At 74.6% G+C, this 14,878-nt stretch carries 11 protein-coding genes and 1 tRNA gene; 1 reads left to right on the top strand and 11 read right to left on the bottom strand.

The genetic code is table 11. The features are described 5' to 3' along the window. Positions 1-15: 15 nt before the first annotated feature. From ACIQ9P_RS20410 to ACIQ9P_RS20375, 8 genes are all read right to left on the bottom strand, one after another. The gene (locus tag ACIQ9P_RS20410) at positions 16-1,053 is read right to left on the bottom strand and encodes a LuxR C-terminal-related transcriptional regulator (RefSeq protein WP_402357620.1); all 1,038 of its coding nucleotides are present in this window, start codon (positions 1,051-1,053) and stop codon (positions 16-18) included. 345 nt (positions 1,054-1,398) lie between these two features. Next, the gene (gene galE / locus ACIQ9P_RS20405; protein ID WP_402357617.1) at positions 1,399-2,361 is read right to left on the bottom strand and encodes a UDP-glucose 4-epimerase GalE; all 963 of its coding nucleotides are present in this window, start codon (positions 2,359-2,361) and stop codon (positions 1,399-1,401) included. Between the two features lie 230 nt (positions 2,362-2,591). Next, the gene (locus tag ACIQ9P_RS20400; RefSeq protein WP_402357615.1) at positions 2,592-3,260 is read right to left on the bottom strand and encodes a LuxR C-terminal-related transcriptional regulator; all 669 of its coding nucleotides are present in this window, start codon (positions 3,258-3,260) and stop codon (positions 2,592-2,594) included. Between the two features lie 170 nt (positions 3,261-3,430). Continuing rightward, positions 3,431-3,503, bottom strand: a tRNA-Thr gene (locus tag ACIQ9P_RS20395). A gap of 65 nt (positions 3,504-3,568) precedes the next feature. Further along, entirely contained in the window at positions 3,569-4,903 is a 1,335-nt protein-coding gene (locus ACIQ9P_RS20390) for an MFS transporter (RefSeq protein ID WP_402357612.1), read from the bottom strand. A gap of 115 nt (positions 4,904-5,018) precedes the next feature. Continuing rightward, entirely contained in the window at positions 5,019-6,251 is a 1,233-nt protein-coding gene (gene mycP, locus ACIQ9P_RS20385) for a type VII secretion-associated serine protease mycosin (RefSeq protein WP_402357609.1), read from the bottom strand. A 143-nt stretch (positions 6,252-6,394) separates the two neighbouring features. Continuing rightward, complete coding sequence (locus ACIQ9P_RS20380; protein WP_402357606.1) at positions 6,395-8,053, bottom strand: WXG100 family type VII secretion target; 1,659 nt, start codon at positions 8,051-8,053, stop codon at positions 6,395-6,397. A 40-nt stretch (positions 8,054-8,093) separates the two neighbouring features. Next, positions 8,094-8,630, bottom strand: a complete 537-nt coding sequence (locus tag ACIQ9P_RS20375; protein WP_402357603.1) for a hypothetical protein — start codon at positions 8,628-8,630, stop codon at positions 8,094-8,096. A gap of 397 nt (positions 8,631-9,027) precedes the next feature. On the opposite strand from ACIQ9P_RS20375, the gene ACIQ9P_RS20370 reads away from it, so the two are divergent. Next, positions 9,028-10,983, top strand: a complete 1,956-nt coding sequence (locus tag ACIQ9P_RS20370) for an FUSC family protein (RefSeq protein ID WP_402357600.1) — start codon at positions 9,028-9,030, stop codon at positions 10,981-10,983. An 84-nt stretch (positions 10,984-11,067) separates the two neighbouring features. On the opposite strand, the gene ACIQ9P_RS20365 is transcribed toward ACIQ9P_RS20370, so the two are convergent. The 3 genes from ACIQ9P_RS20365 to rsmA all read right to left on the bottom strand — a co-directional run bounded on the left by ACIQ9P_RS20365 (position 11,068) and on the right by rsmA (position 14,874). After that, entirely contained in the window at positions 11,068-12,900 is a 1,833-nt protein-coding gene (locus ACIQ9P_RS20365) for an ABC-F family ATP-binding cassette domain-containing protein (RefSeq protein WP_402357597.1), read from the bottom strand. A 158-nt stretch (positions 12,901-13,058) separates the two neighbouring features. Beyond that, the gene (locus ACIQ9P_RS20360) at positions 13,059-13,994 is read right to left on the bottom strand and encodes a 4-(cytidine 5'-diphospho)-2-C-methyl-D-erythritol kinase (protein ID WP_402357594.1); all 936 of its coding nucleotides are present in this window, start codon (positions 13,992-13,994) and stop codon (positions 13,059-13,061) included. Between the two features lie 10 nt (positions 13,995-14,004). Continuing rightward, positions 14,005-14,874, bottom strand: coding sequence for a 16S rRNA (adenine(1518)-N(6)/adenine(1519)-N(6))-dimethyltransferase RsmA (gene rsmA / locus ACIQ9P_RS20355; RefSeq protein ID WP_402357591.1), 870 nt, complete (start codon positions 14,872-14,874; stop codon positions 14,005-14,007). Positions 14,875-14,878 lie beyond the last annotated feature (4 nt).

Raw genomic sequence — 14,878 nt, 5'->3', positions numbered from 1 at the left:
TGACGGGCGGGCGGATCAGCCGGGGCCGGGAGAGGTGGTCGTGGCGACGGACGGCGGAACAGCGGGAGCCGCGAGCTCGGACGGGCTGACGCCCGCCCGGCGGGCCACCGCGACGGCGGCCAGGGTGGAGTGCACCCCGAGCTTGCCGAGGACGTTCTGCATGTGCGTACGGACGGTGTGCGGGGAGAGGTAGAGCCGCTCGGCGACGGCCTGCCGACCGAGGCCCGCGACCATGCAGCGCAGGATCTGCTTCTCCCGCGGGGTGAGCGTGTCGACCAGCCGTTCGCTCTCGGTGCGGTCCCGGCGGGCTGTGGTGAGTTCGCGGATCACGCCGGTCAGCAGCGCGGGCGGCAGATGGGTCTCGTCCCGCAGGACCCCCCGGATCACCGCCAGCAGCCGGGCCAGCGAGCTCTCCTTGGCCACCCAGCCGGTGGCACCCGCGTGCAGGGCGCGGGCGGCCCGGTGCGGATCGTCGGCGGTGGCCAGGACGATCGCCCGCAGACCGGGGTGGTGGCGGCGGATCCGGGCCAGCAGGGTGATGCCGTCGGGGATCTGTCCGACGGCCGGGACGGCCGCGGGGGCCACCGGGGCGACGGCCGGGATCACCGGCGCCGCCGGATACGGTTCCGCCACGAGCGGGGCGGCCGGGTGAGCGGCCGGGCGCCGGTCGGACGGATGACGGCCGCCGGTCCCGGGCGGAGCCGCCGTCCCGGGCGGAACGGCCGCCGCGGGCGGTCCGGCGGCCTGGGCCACCGGCGGCCGGCGGGGCGAGGGCACGGCCGTCGCGGGGCGGCGACGGAGGGTGTCCGGCGGGTCGGCGCCCGGCTGGCGGGGCTTGCGGGCGGCCACGGCCTCCGCCACCCCGAGGTCGGCGTCGACCAGGACCACGTCGAACACCCGCCCCTCGGCGGCGGCACGCTCCAGCGCCCGCTCCGCGGCGGCCGCGCTGCCCGCCGCGCCGACCTCGACATCGGGCTCGGCGGCGAGCGCCGCGGCCAGCGCCTCGGCGAAGATCCGGTGGTCGTCGACCACCAGGACGCGGATCCGCCCCATCGTCACTTCCCCCCTGCTCAGCTCCGGCCCGCGTCCGGGACGGCGCGCCGAATCCGCCGCCGCCGCCGTCGTCCGGGCGCTCCTGCGCCGCTCACCTCCCGGGTGTCCGGAAGGGCCGAGGTGCCGACCCCCACCGGTACCGGAATCAGCGTACGGGGTGGGCGCGGGCGCGGTGGGGGTTTGGTGAAGTTTCGTCAGGAGGTGCGAAATCGACGTGACTTGAGGCCCTGGGCGCCTCCGGCAGCGACCCTCCGGTCGGCCCCGGGAACACCGGAGCGCCGCTCCGCCGTACGGCGGAGCGGCGCCCGGTCGTCCGCCGGGCCGGGGCAGGCCCCGGCCCGCGCCTCAGCCGGCGTTCTTCTCCAGGGTGAACTTCCAGGCGTCGGCCACGATGTCGTCCAGGTTCGGGCGGCGCGGGGTCCAGCCCAGCGCCTGGTGGGCGCGCTCGGCCGAGGCCACCAGGACCGCCGGGTCGCCGGCGCGGCGGCCGGAGACCACCACCGGGATCTCCCGGCCGGTGACCCGCTTGACCGACTCGATCACCTCGTGGACCGAGAAGCCGCTGCCGTTGCCCAGGTTGCAGATCAGGTGCTCGCCCGGCTCGGCGGCGTCCAGCGCCAGCAGGTGCGCGTCGGCCAGGTCCGCGACGTGGATGTAGTCGCGGATGCAGGTGCCGTCCGGGGTCGGGTAGTCGTCGCCGTACACCGCGATGTGCTCGCGCTGCCCGAGCGCGGCCTGGAACACCAGCGGGATCAGGTGCGACTCCGGGTCGTGCCGCTCGCCGTACGCCCCGTACGCGCCCGCCACGTTGAAGTAGCGCAGCGAGACGGCGGCCAGGCCGTGGGCGACGGCCTCGCTGGTGATCAGGTGGTCCACGGCCAGCTTGGTGGCGCCGTAGGTGTTGGTCGGCGCGGTGCGGGCGGTCTCGGCGATCGGCACCGACTCCGGCTCGCCGTAGGTGGCCGCGGTCGAGGAGAACACCAGCTTGCGGACGCCGGCGGCGCGCATCGCGGCGATCAGCTCCAGCGAGCCGGCCACGTTGTTGCGCCAGTACTTCTCCGGGTCCACGACGGACTCGCCGACCTGCGAGGAGGCCGCGAAGTGGAGCACACCGTCGAAGGAGCCGTCGAGGACCTTGCCGGCCTCCTGGATCCGGCCCTCGACGAACTCGGCACCGGCCGGCACGCCCTCGCGGAAGCCCGTCGAGAGGTCGTCCAGGACGGTCACCTGGTGCCCCGCCTCCAGCAGGTGGGCGGCGACCACACTGCCGACATAGCCGGCGCCACCCGTGACCAGGTACTTACTCATGATGCGACCTCCAGCGGGCGATGGTCCGCGATCGGCGCACCATCGGGGACGTTCGTACGACTGGGGCCCATTCTCCCTGTCCGCGAGGGGTGCTCGGACCATCCGGCCGACCGTCCGGCACCCGTTCCGCCCCGGTTCCGCCCGGCCGGCACCCCGCCCCCGCCGGGCTCCCACCCGGTCGCGGGCCGGACAACGCCCGGGCCACGCCCGGGCCACGGGTCACCCGCCCGTCAACCGCGCGCCATCCGGTCCAGCAGTCCGGTGCGCGCCGCCACCGCCGCCGCCTCCAACCGGGTCCGCGCGCCGAGCTTCATCAGCACCCGCTGGACGTGCGTCCGGGCCGTGCTGGCCGCGATCCGCATCCCCGCCGCGATCGCCGCGGTGTCCTCCCCGTCCGCGATCCGCGCCAGCACCTGCACCTCGCGCCGGGTCAGCAGCCGCAGCAGCCGGACCGCCTCGTCGTCCGGCTCCACCGCCGGCCGCAGCAACTGGTCGAAGGCGCCCCGCAGCACCTCCACCGCGACCGCCGCCTCACCGGCCCGGGCCCGGGCGATCGCCCGCTCGACCACCTCGATCCGCTCGTCACTCGGCACGTACCCGGCCGCACCGGAGGCGAACGCGGCTGCCACACCACGGAGTTCACCCACCGGACCGAGCACGATGACAGCCACCTCGGGCCGTTCCCGGCGGATCCGGCGCAAGCCGTCGAACGCCCCCGGATCGGACGGTACGGCCACCCCCAGCAGGCACACCTCCGGACGCCGCCCCGCCACCAGATCGGCCGCCGACGCGGCCGGCGACCCCACCGCGAGCACCCGGTGCCCGCGCAACTGGAGCGCGGTGGCCAGCGCCTCGGCCAACAACCGGTGGTCGTCCACCACCACGAGGCGAACACCCATGAGACCCCTCCAGGTCGGCGTCCCGCCCGCAGCCCCGCCCGGCGGGAGCGGGCGGCCGGTGACGCACCATCACAGCGCATTCCGTACCCGACTTGCCAGACCGTCCCACCGCCATCAGCGGGCGGACACAACGAAAAGGACCCCCGCCTCGATGGCGGGGGTCCTGACCGAGCCCCCATGCGGAATCGAACCGCAGACCTTCTCCTTACCATGGAGACGCTCTACCGACTGAGCTATAGGGGCCTGTTGCCTGTCCGAACTCCCCGGCTTCGCTTCCGCTCCGCCCGCTCGCTCGAACAAGGAAGACATTACACGGCAGGGGGGCGGAATGGGAAATCCGTCCCGGCCGTCCGCGCGACCGGCCCGGACACCGCCGCGAGGTCGCTCCCACTGGTCTCCGGCAGCAGCCGCAGACACAGCAGCGCCACCACCCCGCACCCCGCCAGGTACCAGCCGACCGGCTCCGCCGTCCCGTAGGTCGCGGTCAGCCTGGTCGCGATCAGCGGGGTGGTCGCCCCGCCCACCACCCCGCCCAGGTTGTAGGTCAGCGCCGCCCCCGTGTACCGCACCCGGGTCGGGAACAGCTCCGGCAGGAACGCCGCCAACGGCCCCAGCAGACAGCCCAGCACCACCATCGCCCCCGCCAGCGCGAGGAACATCAGCCCGCGCCGCTCCGTCTCCAGCAGCGGGAACAGCACCAGCGACCACACCACGGCCAGCCCCGTCGCCCCCTGCAGCGTCCGCCGGCGCCCCCAGGTGTCACTGCGCCGCGCGCTCAGCCACACCGTCACCGCCTTCCCCGCCGCACCGGCCAGCAGCATCGACAGCACCACCGTGCTCGGCACCCCGAGGCCCGTCGTCGCGTACGCCAGCGCGTACGTCGTGGTCAGGTAGAACAGCGCGTACCCCACCGTGATCGCGCCGCAGCCCACCAGCACCGTCCGCCAGTGCTCCCGCAGCACCTCCACCACCGGCGCCCGCTCGGCCCCCGACCGCACCTCGCCCCGGAACAACGGCGTCTCCTCCAGCCGCAGCCGCACGAACAGCCCCACCGCCACCAGACCCAACGACGCCAGGAACGGCACCCGCCAGCCCCAGGACCTGAACGCCGCCTCGTCCAGCCACAGTTGCAGCACCAGGAAGATCCCGTTCGCCAGCACGAAGCCGGTCGTCGGCCCCAACTGCAGATACGCCCCGTACCGCCCACGCCGCCCGGCCGGAGCGTTCTCCGCCACCAGCAGCGCCGCACCACCCCACTCCCCGCCCAGCCCCACCCCCTGGCACACCCGCAGCACCACCAGCGCCACCGGCGCCCACCACCCCCACACCGCGAACCCCGGCAACACGCCCACCACCGCCGTGGACAACCCCATCAGCAGCAGCGACACCACCAGCGTGGTCTTCCGCCCCAGCCGGTCGCCGAAGTGCCCGAACACCACCGCCCCCAGCGGCCGCGCCAGGAACGCCACCGCGTACACCGAGAACGCCGCCAACAGCGCCCCCACCGCGCCGAGTTCGGGGAAGAACACGTCCCCGAAGACGAGCGCGGCCGCCGTCCCGTAGAGGAAGAAGTCGTAGAACTCGATCGCCGTACCGATCAGCGCCGCCGCAGCGGCCCGCCGCATCTGCCCCGTCGCACCCATACCCCCAACCCTGGCGACCCCGCCCCACCCCCGACAGCACCCACCCGGGTGACAGCCGCGCCCCACCCGGCGGCTCACGCCCCCGGCGTCGCCCGCACGCCAGGGGCGCGACCGCTCACCCCATGGACCGGCCCCGCCGCCGCAGCAGCACGACGACCACCACGGCCACCAGCACCACCAGGGCCCCGGCCACCCCGGCCGCCACGACCAGGGCCGAGCCCTCGTCCTTCTGCGCCGCCACCGGACCGGCGGACGCCGAAGGCGACGGCGTGGGGGCGGGGGCGGGAACCGCGGCACCGGTCGACGGCGATGCCGATGCCTGGGCCGAGGGGGCGGCCGACGTGGGCTGCCCCACCGGCTGTTCCTGGATCGGGTACACATCGGCCGGCCCCGGATCCCCCGGCTCGGTCAGCGCCACGCGCGGGCGGACGATGCCGTAGCCGACGATGTCGTTCCGGTTGGAGCCGTCCGTCGGCTTTCCGGCGGTATTGATCAGTACCCGAGCGATCTGATTGGCGCTCCAGTCCGGGTGCACCGACCACAGGAGCGCGGCGGCGGCGGAGACGATCGCCGTCGAATTCGACGTGCCATGGCTCTTGCAGTAACCGGACGGCCCTGTACAGGCGTTGTAGATCTCAAATCCCGGCGCGGCCAGATCCACCTGAGGGCCCTGTTCCGATTCCGCGGTGACCGTCCCGTCGCGCCCGACTGCGCCCACTCCTACGACTCCGGGCAGCGCCGCCGGGTACTCAAGCGGATTTCCACTCTGCGCGGAGTTCCCCACCCCGGCCACAATCAACGCGCCCTTCGCCGCCGCGTGATCGACTGCCATCTTCAGGTCGGCCACATCGGCCGCCGACATCAACGCGGCCGGCATCGCCTGGGAGATGTTGATGACCTTCGCGCCCTGATCGGCGGCATAGACGATGCCCTGGTCGATCTGCTTCAGGAACTCCGCTCCGGTGACTCCTGTGGCGTTGTCATTGTTCCGAATCTTGATCGGCAACACCTTGGCCGCAGGAGCCAGACCATAGGCTCCCCCTCCGCCCATCCCCTTGCCCGAACCGACGATCACTGAAGCCATCTCGGTCCCGTGACTCTCGGTGAAGGATCCCACTCCGCCCGGGAGCCCGCTGAAGTCCTTGCCCGGCAATAGCTGTCCGGCGAGATCAGGATGATCGAGCTTGAAGCCACTGTCGATGACCGCGACGGTGACGCCCTGCCCCTTACTGATCTGCCAGACCTCGGCGGCCTTCATCGCATCGAGGTGCCACTGGTTCTCACGGATCGACTCCGCCGCAGCAGGTGTCACCGCAGGACCGATGGCCACTCCGGCAGCCAGCACCATCACGGCGAACCCCCGCCCCCGCGCCCGTACGTTCGTCCGCCGCATCGCTGCTCCCTCGTCACTTTCCCCGTCGGGCCAGGACCGCGCCCCGCGCAGGACTGCCCGGCCACCGGGAGGCCCAGTGGCCGGGCAGTCGTTCCGGACTACTCAACCACGCCCGGATTGCTCTTCGGAGTACCGCTGGTCCAGGTCTCCTCGTCCTCGTGCAGATAGTCGGCCCGGTTGCGGCGGTCACGCTCGCGCCGCTCACCCGCGCCGCCCGCCATGCCCGGCGCCATCATGCCGTTCTGGCCCGGCCGCGCAGCGCCCTCGGCGGACGCCGCACCGGCCGCGGCGGCCCGGCTGCGCAAGCCGCTGCCGCCCGGGGTGAACTCGCCGCCGGCCACCGGTCCCTTGGCGCCGCCGACCACACCGCCGCCGGTCGAGCTGTAGCCCCGACCGCGCGAACCGCCGACCACACCGCCACCGGAACCGCCGCCCGGGTGCATCCCGCCCCCCGGACCGCCGAAGCCACCGCCACCGGCCCCGCCGGAGCGGCCCTGGGCCTCGCGTGCCCCGAAGACCGTGCCGCCGTTGCCCGCGCCCGGACCGCCGGTCCTCGTGGGCAGGTTGCCCCCGACCGTGCCGGTCCGGTTCAGGGGGACAGGACCCCCGCCGCCGCTCTTCAGCGGACCCGTTCCGCCGAGGAACGGTCCGGTCCCGCCGAACGGGACCGGACCCCCTCCGGGGAATCCGCCGGGCCCGCCACCGGGCGTGCCCGAGTGACCGGGACCGCCGCCCTGGGGGTACACCGGTGCGGGACCGCCACCGGGGCCCGCCGGTCCGGTCGGGCCGGGCAGCGTCGGTACCGTCGGCAGGCTGTCCAGGCCGGTGCCGGGGCGGTCACCGGGGTGCGTCGGCACCGGTCCCGTGGGTACCGGTCCCGGTGTGCTCGGGTCGCCCGGCAGCGGCACCGGGGTGCCGTGCCGCGGTGGCGGCGTGACGTTCCCCGGCGGGGTCGGCCCGGGCGTCACCAGCACCGGAGGACGCGGTGTCACGGACCCGCCGCCGCTCCTGTCCCCGCCGGAGGACGGGTTGTAGCCGCTGGAACCAGGCCCGGTTCCCGCCCGCGACGTGCGCCCCGAACCGCCCGATCCCGTCCTGCCTCCCCCACCGACCCAAACGTCTTCGCTGCTGCCCACGCCGCCCTTGTCACCGGCCGCTCCGGGCAGATCGGGCATCGTGAGCGAGTTCAGCTTGGCCGTCGCCGCCTCGTACGCCTGTCCCAGCTTCTCCATCTGGTGGATGGCTTCCTGGTGCGCGGTGTCCACCCGCTTCTGCGCCGCCGTGGCCTCCATGTAGGAGACCCAGGTCGGGTCCTCCTTCTTCATGATCGCGTCGGTGGACACGGACGGGTTGCCGAAGCCCGCGATGCTCAGCGGCGAAGGCTTGAGGCACGGCTGCTCGGCGTGCCGCTTCACCATGTCGATGTCCTTGGTCGGGACCTCCGGCACACCGGTCTTCGCGCTGCTGAGGGCCTCACCGGCCTGCACCATCGCGTCGCCCGCGCCCTTCGAGTACTCACTGATCATGGACGCCGACTTGTGCAGGTCACCGGCCCACGACTTGAAGTTCTCGGCGGCCGGCCCCTCCCACTGGATCTGGGTCACATGGGCGGCCAGCGCCTTGCTGAGCTCGTCCAGCACACGCCCGGCGGCCTTGAGCTGGTTGCCGCGACCGGTCACCTTGGACGGATCGCTGCCGGCCACCATGGACTTGAGCTGGCCGTGTTGGATCCCCTCGAAGTTCGTCCCGCCTGCCATCAGTTACTCCCCGTATCGCTGAAACTCGCTCCCCGGACCGTCACGAGAAGCCCCCGCCGCCGCCCTGCTTGGGCGCCGGCCCGTTGGACCCGGCAGCCGGGGTGTAACCGACCGCGTTGACCGCCGCCGTCTGGTGCTCCTCGTTGTTGCCGTAGCTGCCCGCCGTCTGCGAGACCGCCCTGCTCATCTTGTCGATCTGCTCCGCGAACGACTTCGAGAGCTGCGCGATCGCCGCGTGCGTCTTCTCGTACGCGGCGATCAGGTCCGCGGACTCGTGGAAGCCGCTACCGAGGTTCCCGGCGTACAGCTTCTGTTCCTTGATCTTGTGCTGCGCCGCCTCCGAGCCCTCCAGCGAGGCCAGCAGCGCGTCCACCTTCTTCTTGAAGGCGGTGAGCGTGTCCAGCTCGATCTTGACGTCCTTGGACCCGAACGCCGCCACCAGCGCGGTCGCGCTGACGTCGACCTGGACCTGGCCGACCACACGGCCGATCCAACTGTTGTCCAGCGTCCACGGCTTCACCTCGCCGTTGGGGCCCTCGGCCCAGCCTGCGCCGCCCGGTCCAGCCTCGCTTGGCACAGCAATCCACCTCTCCCCCGTGCGCGGTGCGGCCCCCCGCAGGTCGCCGTACCGCGACGCACCGTCAACTGCTCGGTCCTACCGGCCGCGCAGGTCGATCAGGTCGACCCGGCAAAGCCGCCCACCCCTCGGGACGGACGGCGCCTCAATCATCGTAGCCACCACCTCCGTCGGACCGGCAGGGCCCGTCCCCCGCTTGTACGCGATCGGTACGAACTTGACACGTGCAGCCCGCGAAGGAGTCCGGCCGAGGGGTCGGCGGGCGCCGTTAGACTGGCCTGGTCCGGTAGCGCCGGACGAGACCTCCACTGCCGCGCAGCGTCGCACAGCAGCGACCCGGGCCGCCGCCCAGCCCCGCCACTCGCCGGGCCCGGCCCCGCGTGGACGGACGCCCCGCATGCCCGACCCCCTCGACACCCCCGCCACCCCCTGGTGGGCCCGTGCCGCCCGCCCGGCCCGGCCGCCGCTGCCGTGGGCGCCGATGGCCCGGGCCGCGCTCGCCATGGCCCTGGCGCTGGCCGCCGGGCTGCTGGCGCACCGGGTGGACCTCGGGGTGTTCGCCGGACTGGGTGCGATGCACGCGACCATGAACGACCGCGTCGAGCCGGTCCGGCTGCGGGCCCGCCGGATCGCCTGGGCGGTGCTCGCCTCGGCGCTGGGCATGCTGGTCGGCACCGCGCTCCAGCACGCCCAGGTGGGTGCGGTCGCGCTGGGCGCCGCGTTGACCGTGACGGCGTTCGTCTCCGGCGCGCTGAGCGCGACGGGCCCGCGCGGTTCGGCGGCGGGACTGCTGCTGCTGGTCTCGGCCACGCTGGGGAGCGGTATGCCGCTGCCGCGTCCGTGGTGGGCGGCCGCGGCGGTGCTGCCGGCGGGCGCGGTGCTGGTGCTGCTGCTCGGGGTGCCGCTGCGCGGCCGCCGCTCGCCCGGCGCCGATCCGGGTGTGCGCGCGCTCGCCGCCGTGTACGACGCGCTCGGCCGGATGCTGGCCGATCTCGGGACGCCGCAGGGGCCGGCCTCCCGCCAGCTGCTGACCGCCCGGCTGAACCAACTCCAGGACGTGCTCCCGCCCCTCCCCCGCCACCCGCAGGCCCCAGCGGCTCCGGCGGCCCCCGCTCCCGCCCCCACCCCCGCCGACCGCGTCCACACGATGTACCGGGCCGCGCTCGCCGCCACCGAGGCGGCCACCGGCCTGCTGTGGGCCCTGCGGCCGGTGCCGCCGGGGGTGGCCGCCCTGCCGGGCCGGCTGGCCCGGGCGGTGGAACGCGGCGGCGGCGAGGTGCCGGTCCCGGACTGGGCGCCGGACACGCCGTCCCGGCAGGCCCTGGACGCGGCGCTGCGGGCGGCCGCCGCGACGGTCGCGGGCCGGGAGGCCGCGCTGGGCACGGCTCCCGCGCCACCACCGGACCCGTGGCGGCTGCGGGTGCGGCTGGTGTCGCCGGGGGCGGCCCGGTACGGGGCTCGGCTGGCGCTGTGCATCGCGGTGGGGACGGCGCTCGTGGCCGCGCTGCCGCTGAGCCGGAGCTACTGGGTGCCGATGACGATCGCCTTCGTCCTGAAGCCGGATCTGGGCTCGGTGTTCCTGCGGTCGGTGAGCCGTTCGGTGGGGACGGCGCTGGGGGTGGCGGTGACGGCGGCGGTGCTGGCGCTGGCTCCCGGTCCGTGGGCGCTGGTCGCGATCGCCGCGCTCTGCGTGGCCCTGCTGCCGTACGCGACGGCGGCGCACTACGGGCTGAACACCGTGGTGATGACGCCGATGGCGCTGGTCCTGCTGCAACTGGGCGGGCAGGACGGCGCGGCCGAGTTCTGGCCCCGGGTACTGGACACGGTGCTGGCCAGCGCGATCGTGCTGCTGTTCGGCCATCTGCTCTGGCCGGAGCGGCCGCGGCACCGGATCGAGCCGCGGCTGGTGTCCGCTGCGGCCGCGCTGCGGGCCTATCTGGCCTCGGTCGCGCGGCAGGACGGGCCGGAGCCCCGGGCCGAGGTGTGGCTGCGGCGGACGGCCTACCGGGCACTCGCCGACGCCCGCGCGGAGGTGGAACGGGGGCTGGCCGAGCCGCCGCCGACGGGGCGGCTCGCGGCCGAGTGGCTGCCCGCCACGGCCGCGCTGGAGCGGCTGAGCGGTGCGGTGGCGGCGTTCGCGGCGCAGCGCCGGTTCGGCGGGCGGGTGCCGGAGCAGGCGGAGGTGGAGCGGGTCGGCCGGGCGTTGGACGAGCTGACGGCCGCGGCCCGGGCGCACCGTCCGCCGACGGGGGCGGCGGCGCGGCCGACCCGGCCGCACGACCCGTCGCGCAGCGCGCTGGGCCGTGCGGCGGACGAGCTGGACACCCTGCTCGCCGGCAGCCCGAGCCGCTGAGCCACCCGCCCCGCTGAGCCACCCGCCCCGGCCGGACCCCGGCCCCGGGTCGGCCCCCCGGGTCGGACCCCGGCCGGACCCGGGTCAGACCTGCTCGGCCAGCTCCAGCCAGGTCATCTCCAGCTCCTCCTTCTCGTCCCGGACCGCCCGCAGCTCGCTGTCCAGCTCGGCGACCTTGGAGAAGTCGGCGGCGTGCTCGGCGAGCTGGGCGTGCAGCTTGGACTCCTTCTGGTCCAGCTTGGCGATCTGGCGCTCCAGCTTCTGCAGCTCCTTCTTCGCCACCCGCAGGTCGCCGCCCGACAGCGCGGACGCCGAGGCGTCCGCGCCGCCCGCGGCGGCACCGGTCGCGCCGGACGCCACCGAGGCGGCGGCAGCGGCGGCGGCCATCGCGGTCCGGCGCTGCAGGTACTCGTCGACGCCGTTCGGCAGCATCCGCAGCCGCCGGTCACCGAGCAGCGCGTACGTCACGTCGGTGGTCCGCTCGATGAAGAAGCGGTCGTGGCTGATGACGACCATCGAACCGGGCCAGCCGTCGAGGAGGTCCTCCAGCTGGTTCAGCGTCTCGATGTCGAGGTCGTTGGTGGGCTCGTCCAGGAACAGCACGTTGGGCTCGTCCATCAGCAGCCGGAGCAGCTGGAGCCGGCGCCGCTCGCCGCCGGACAGGTCGCCGACCGGCGTCCACTGCTTGTCCTTGCCGAAGCCGAACTGCTCGCACAGCTGGCCGGCGCTCATCTCCCGGCCCTTGCCGAGGTCGACCCGGGAGCGGATCTGCTCGACGGCCTGGAGCACCCGGGTGCTCGGCTCCAGCTCGGCGACCTCCTGGGAGAGGTAGGCCAGCCGCACCGTCTTGCCGACCTTGACGACGCCGGAGGCGGGCTGGACGTCGCCCTCGGAGGCGTACGCGTCGCGCAGCGCGCGCAGCAGCGAGGTCTTGCCGGCGCCGTTGACGCCGAGCAGGCCGATCCGGTCGCCGGGGCCGAGCTGCCAGGTGATGTTCTCCATCAGGAGCTTCGGGCCGGCCTTCACCGTGACGTCTTCGAGCTCGAAGACGGTGCGGCCCAGGCGCGCGTTGGCGAACTTCATCAGCTCGCTCTTGTCGCGCGGCTCGGGCACGTCGGCGATGAGCGCGTTGGCGGCCTCGATCCGGTAGCGCGGCTTGGAGGTGCGGGCGGGGGCGCCGCGGCGCAGCCAGGCGAGCTCCTTGCGGGCGAGGTTCTGACGCTTCTGCTCCTCGGTGGCCTCGATCCGGGAGCGCTCGGCGCGGGCGAAGACGTAGTCGGAGTAGCCGCCCTCGTACTCGTGCACGGAACCGTTCTGGACGTCCCACATCCGGGTGCAGACCTGGTCGAGGAACCAGCGGTCGTGGGTGACGCAGACGAGCGCGGAGCGGCGGTTCTGGAGGTGCCGGGCGAGCCAGGCGATGCCCTCGACGTCGAGGTGGTTGGTGGGCTCGTCGAGCACGATCAGGTCGGGCGAGCCGAGCAGCAGCTTGGCGAGGGCGATCCGGCGGCGCTCACCGCCGGAGAGCGGGCCGATGACGGTGTCCAGGCCGTCGGGGAAGCCGGGCAGGTCGAGGCCGCCGAAGAGACCCTCGATGATGTCGCGGATCCGGGCGTCGCCGAGCCACTCGTGGTCGGCCCGGTCGGCGATGACCTCGTGCCGGATGGTGGCGGTCGGGTCCAGCGAGTCGTGCTGGGTGAGGACGGCCATCTCCACCCCGCCGGCGTGGGTGATCCGCCCGCCGTCCGGCTCCTCCAGCTTGGCGAGCATCCGGATCAGGGTGGTCTTGCCGTCCCCGTTGCGTCCGACGACGCCGATCCGGTCCCCCTCGCTGACGCCGAGGCTGACCCCGTCCAGAAGGGCCCGGGTGCCGTACACCTTCGTGACGGACTCGATGGTGGCGAGATTGACGGCCACGTGTGCTGCGCTCCTGGGTTCGACGGTCCGGGCTCGGGCGGAGGTCCGGATCCTCCCCAGCCTAGTGGGCCCGCTCCGACTACCCGCCCGCCCGACCTGGCGCCCGCCCGCCCCGGCGCCCGCCGGTCCCCGCCGCCGTCCGCCGCTCCCCGCCGCCGCTACTCCCCCGCCGTCACCGCCGCGCCCGGCACCGGCCCGTACGTGGCGTGCGCGGCCCGGCAGCTGCCGGAGGCCCGCAGCGCGGCCGCGACGGCCTCGGCGGCGTCCGCGTCCTTGGTCAGGAAGGCGCAGGTCGGCCCGGAGCCGGAGACCAGGGCGCCGATCGCGCCGGCCTCGGTGCCGGCCCGCAGGGTGGCGGCGAGGGCCGGGCGCAGCGACAGGGCGGCCGGCTGGAGGTCGTTGGCCAGTGCGGCGGCCAGGGCGACGGCGTCGCCGTCGGCGAGGGCCGCGAGCAGCGCCGGGTCGGCGTCGGGGGTGGTCACCTCGGTGTCGCTGGAGCCGGTGCCGGCCTCCTCGCGCAGGCGGTCGCACTCGCGGAAGACCGCGGGCGTGGACAGGCCGCCGTCGGCGACGGCGAAGACCCAGTGGTAGGTGCCGGCGACGGGCAGCGGTTCCAGGATCTCGCCCCGGCCGCGCCCCAGGGCGACGCCGCCGACCAGCGCGAACGGCACGTCCGAGCCGAGTTCGGCGGCGAGCTCCAGCAGCGTCCCGACGGGCGTGCCGAGCCCCCACAGGGCGTCGCAGGCGACCAGCGCGGCCGCGCCGTCCGCGCTGCCGCCGGCCATGCCGCCGGCCACCGGGATGGCCTTGGCGATGTGCAGGTGGACGTCGGGGGCGGCGAGGCCGTGGTGGGCGGCGAGCAGCCGGGCGGCGCGGGCCGCGAGGTTGCTGTCGTCCAGCGGCACGGCGTCGGCGTCCGGCCCGGTGCAGCCGAGGGTGACACCCGTGCCGGGTTCGCCGGCCATCGCGGTCACCTCGTCGCCGAGGGCGACCGCGAAGAAGACGTTGGCCAGGTCGTGGAAGCCGTCGGCGCGCAGGCCGCCGACCCCGAGCTGGACGTTGACCTTGGCGGGCACGCGTACCGTGACGGTCACTGGGGAACCCTTACTCCGGCTTGTGTTCGGCGATGGCGGCGAACTGCTCGACGGTGAGCATCTCGCCGCGCAGCTTGTGGTCGATCCCGGCGGCGGCGAGGGCCTGCTCGGCCCCGGCGGCGGAGCCGGCCCAGCCGGCCAGCGCGGCCCGCAGGGTCTTGCGGCGCTGGGCGAACGCGGCGTCGACGACGGCGAACACCTCCTCGCGGCTCGCGGTGGTGTCCGGCGGGTCGTGGCGGACCAGCGAGACCAGACCGGAGTCGACGTTGGGGGCGGGCCAGAAGACGTTGCGGCCGATCGCACCGGCCCGCTTCACCTCCGCGTACCAGTTGGCCTTGACCGAGGGGACGCCGTAGACCTTGTTGCCCGGCTTGGCGGCGAGCCGGTCGGCGACCTCGCTCTGCACCATGACCAGGGTCCGCTCGATGCTGGGGAAGGTGGCGAGCATGTGCAGCAGCACCGGCACGGCCACGTTGTACGGCAGGTTGGCGACCAGCGCGGTCGGCGCCGGGCCGGGCAGCTCGGTGACCAGCATGGCGTCGCTGAACACCAGGTCGAAGGAGTCGGCCCTGCCGGGCATCCGGGCGGCGACGGTGTCCGGCAGGTGGCGGGCGAGCACCGGGTCGATCTCGACCGCGGTGACGTGCCGGGCGACCTCCAGCAGGGCGAGGGTCAGCGACCCGAGCCCGGGCCCGACCTCGACCACCGTGTCCTCGCCGGTCACCTCCGCGGCCCGGACGATCCGCCGCACGGTGTTGCCGTCGATGACGAAGTTCTGCCCGCGCTGCTTGGTCGGCTTCACGCCGAACGCTTCCGCGAGCGCCCGGATGTCCGCGGCGCCGAGCAGATTGTTGTCAGAGGTGGGGTCGGTGGTGCTCACCCGC

Origin of the sequence: Kitasatospora sp. NPDC094019 (assembly GCF_044764505.1) — a bacterium.
Classification (GTDB): Bacteria; Actinomycetota; Actinomycetes; order Streptomycetales; family Streptomycetaceae; genus Kitasatospora.
This window is presented reverse-complemented; position numbering and strand designations above follow the sequence as displayed.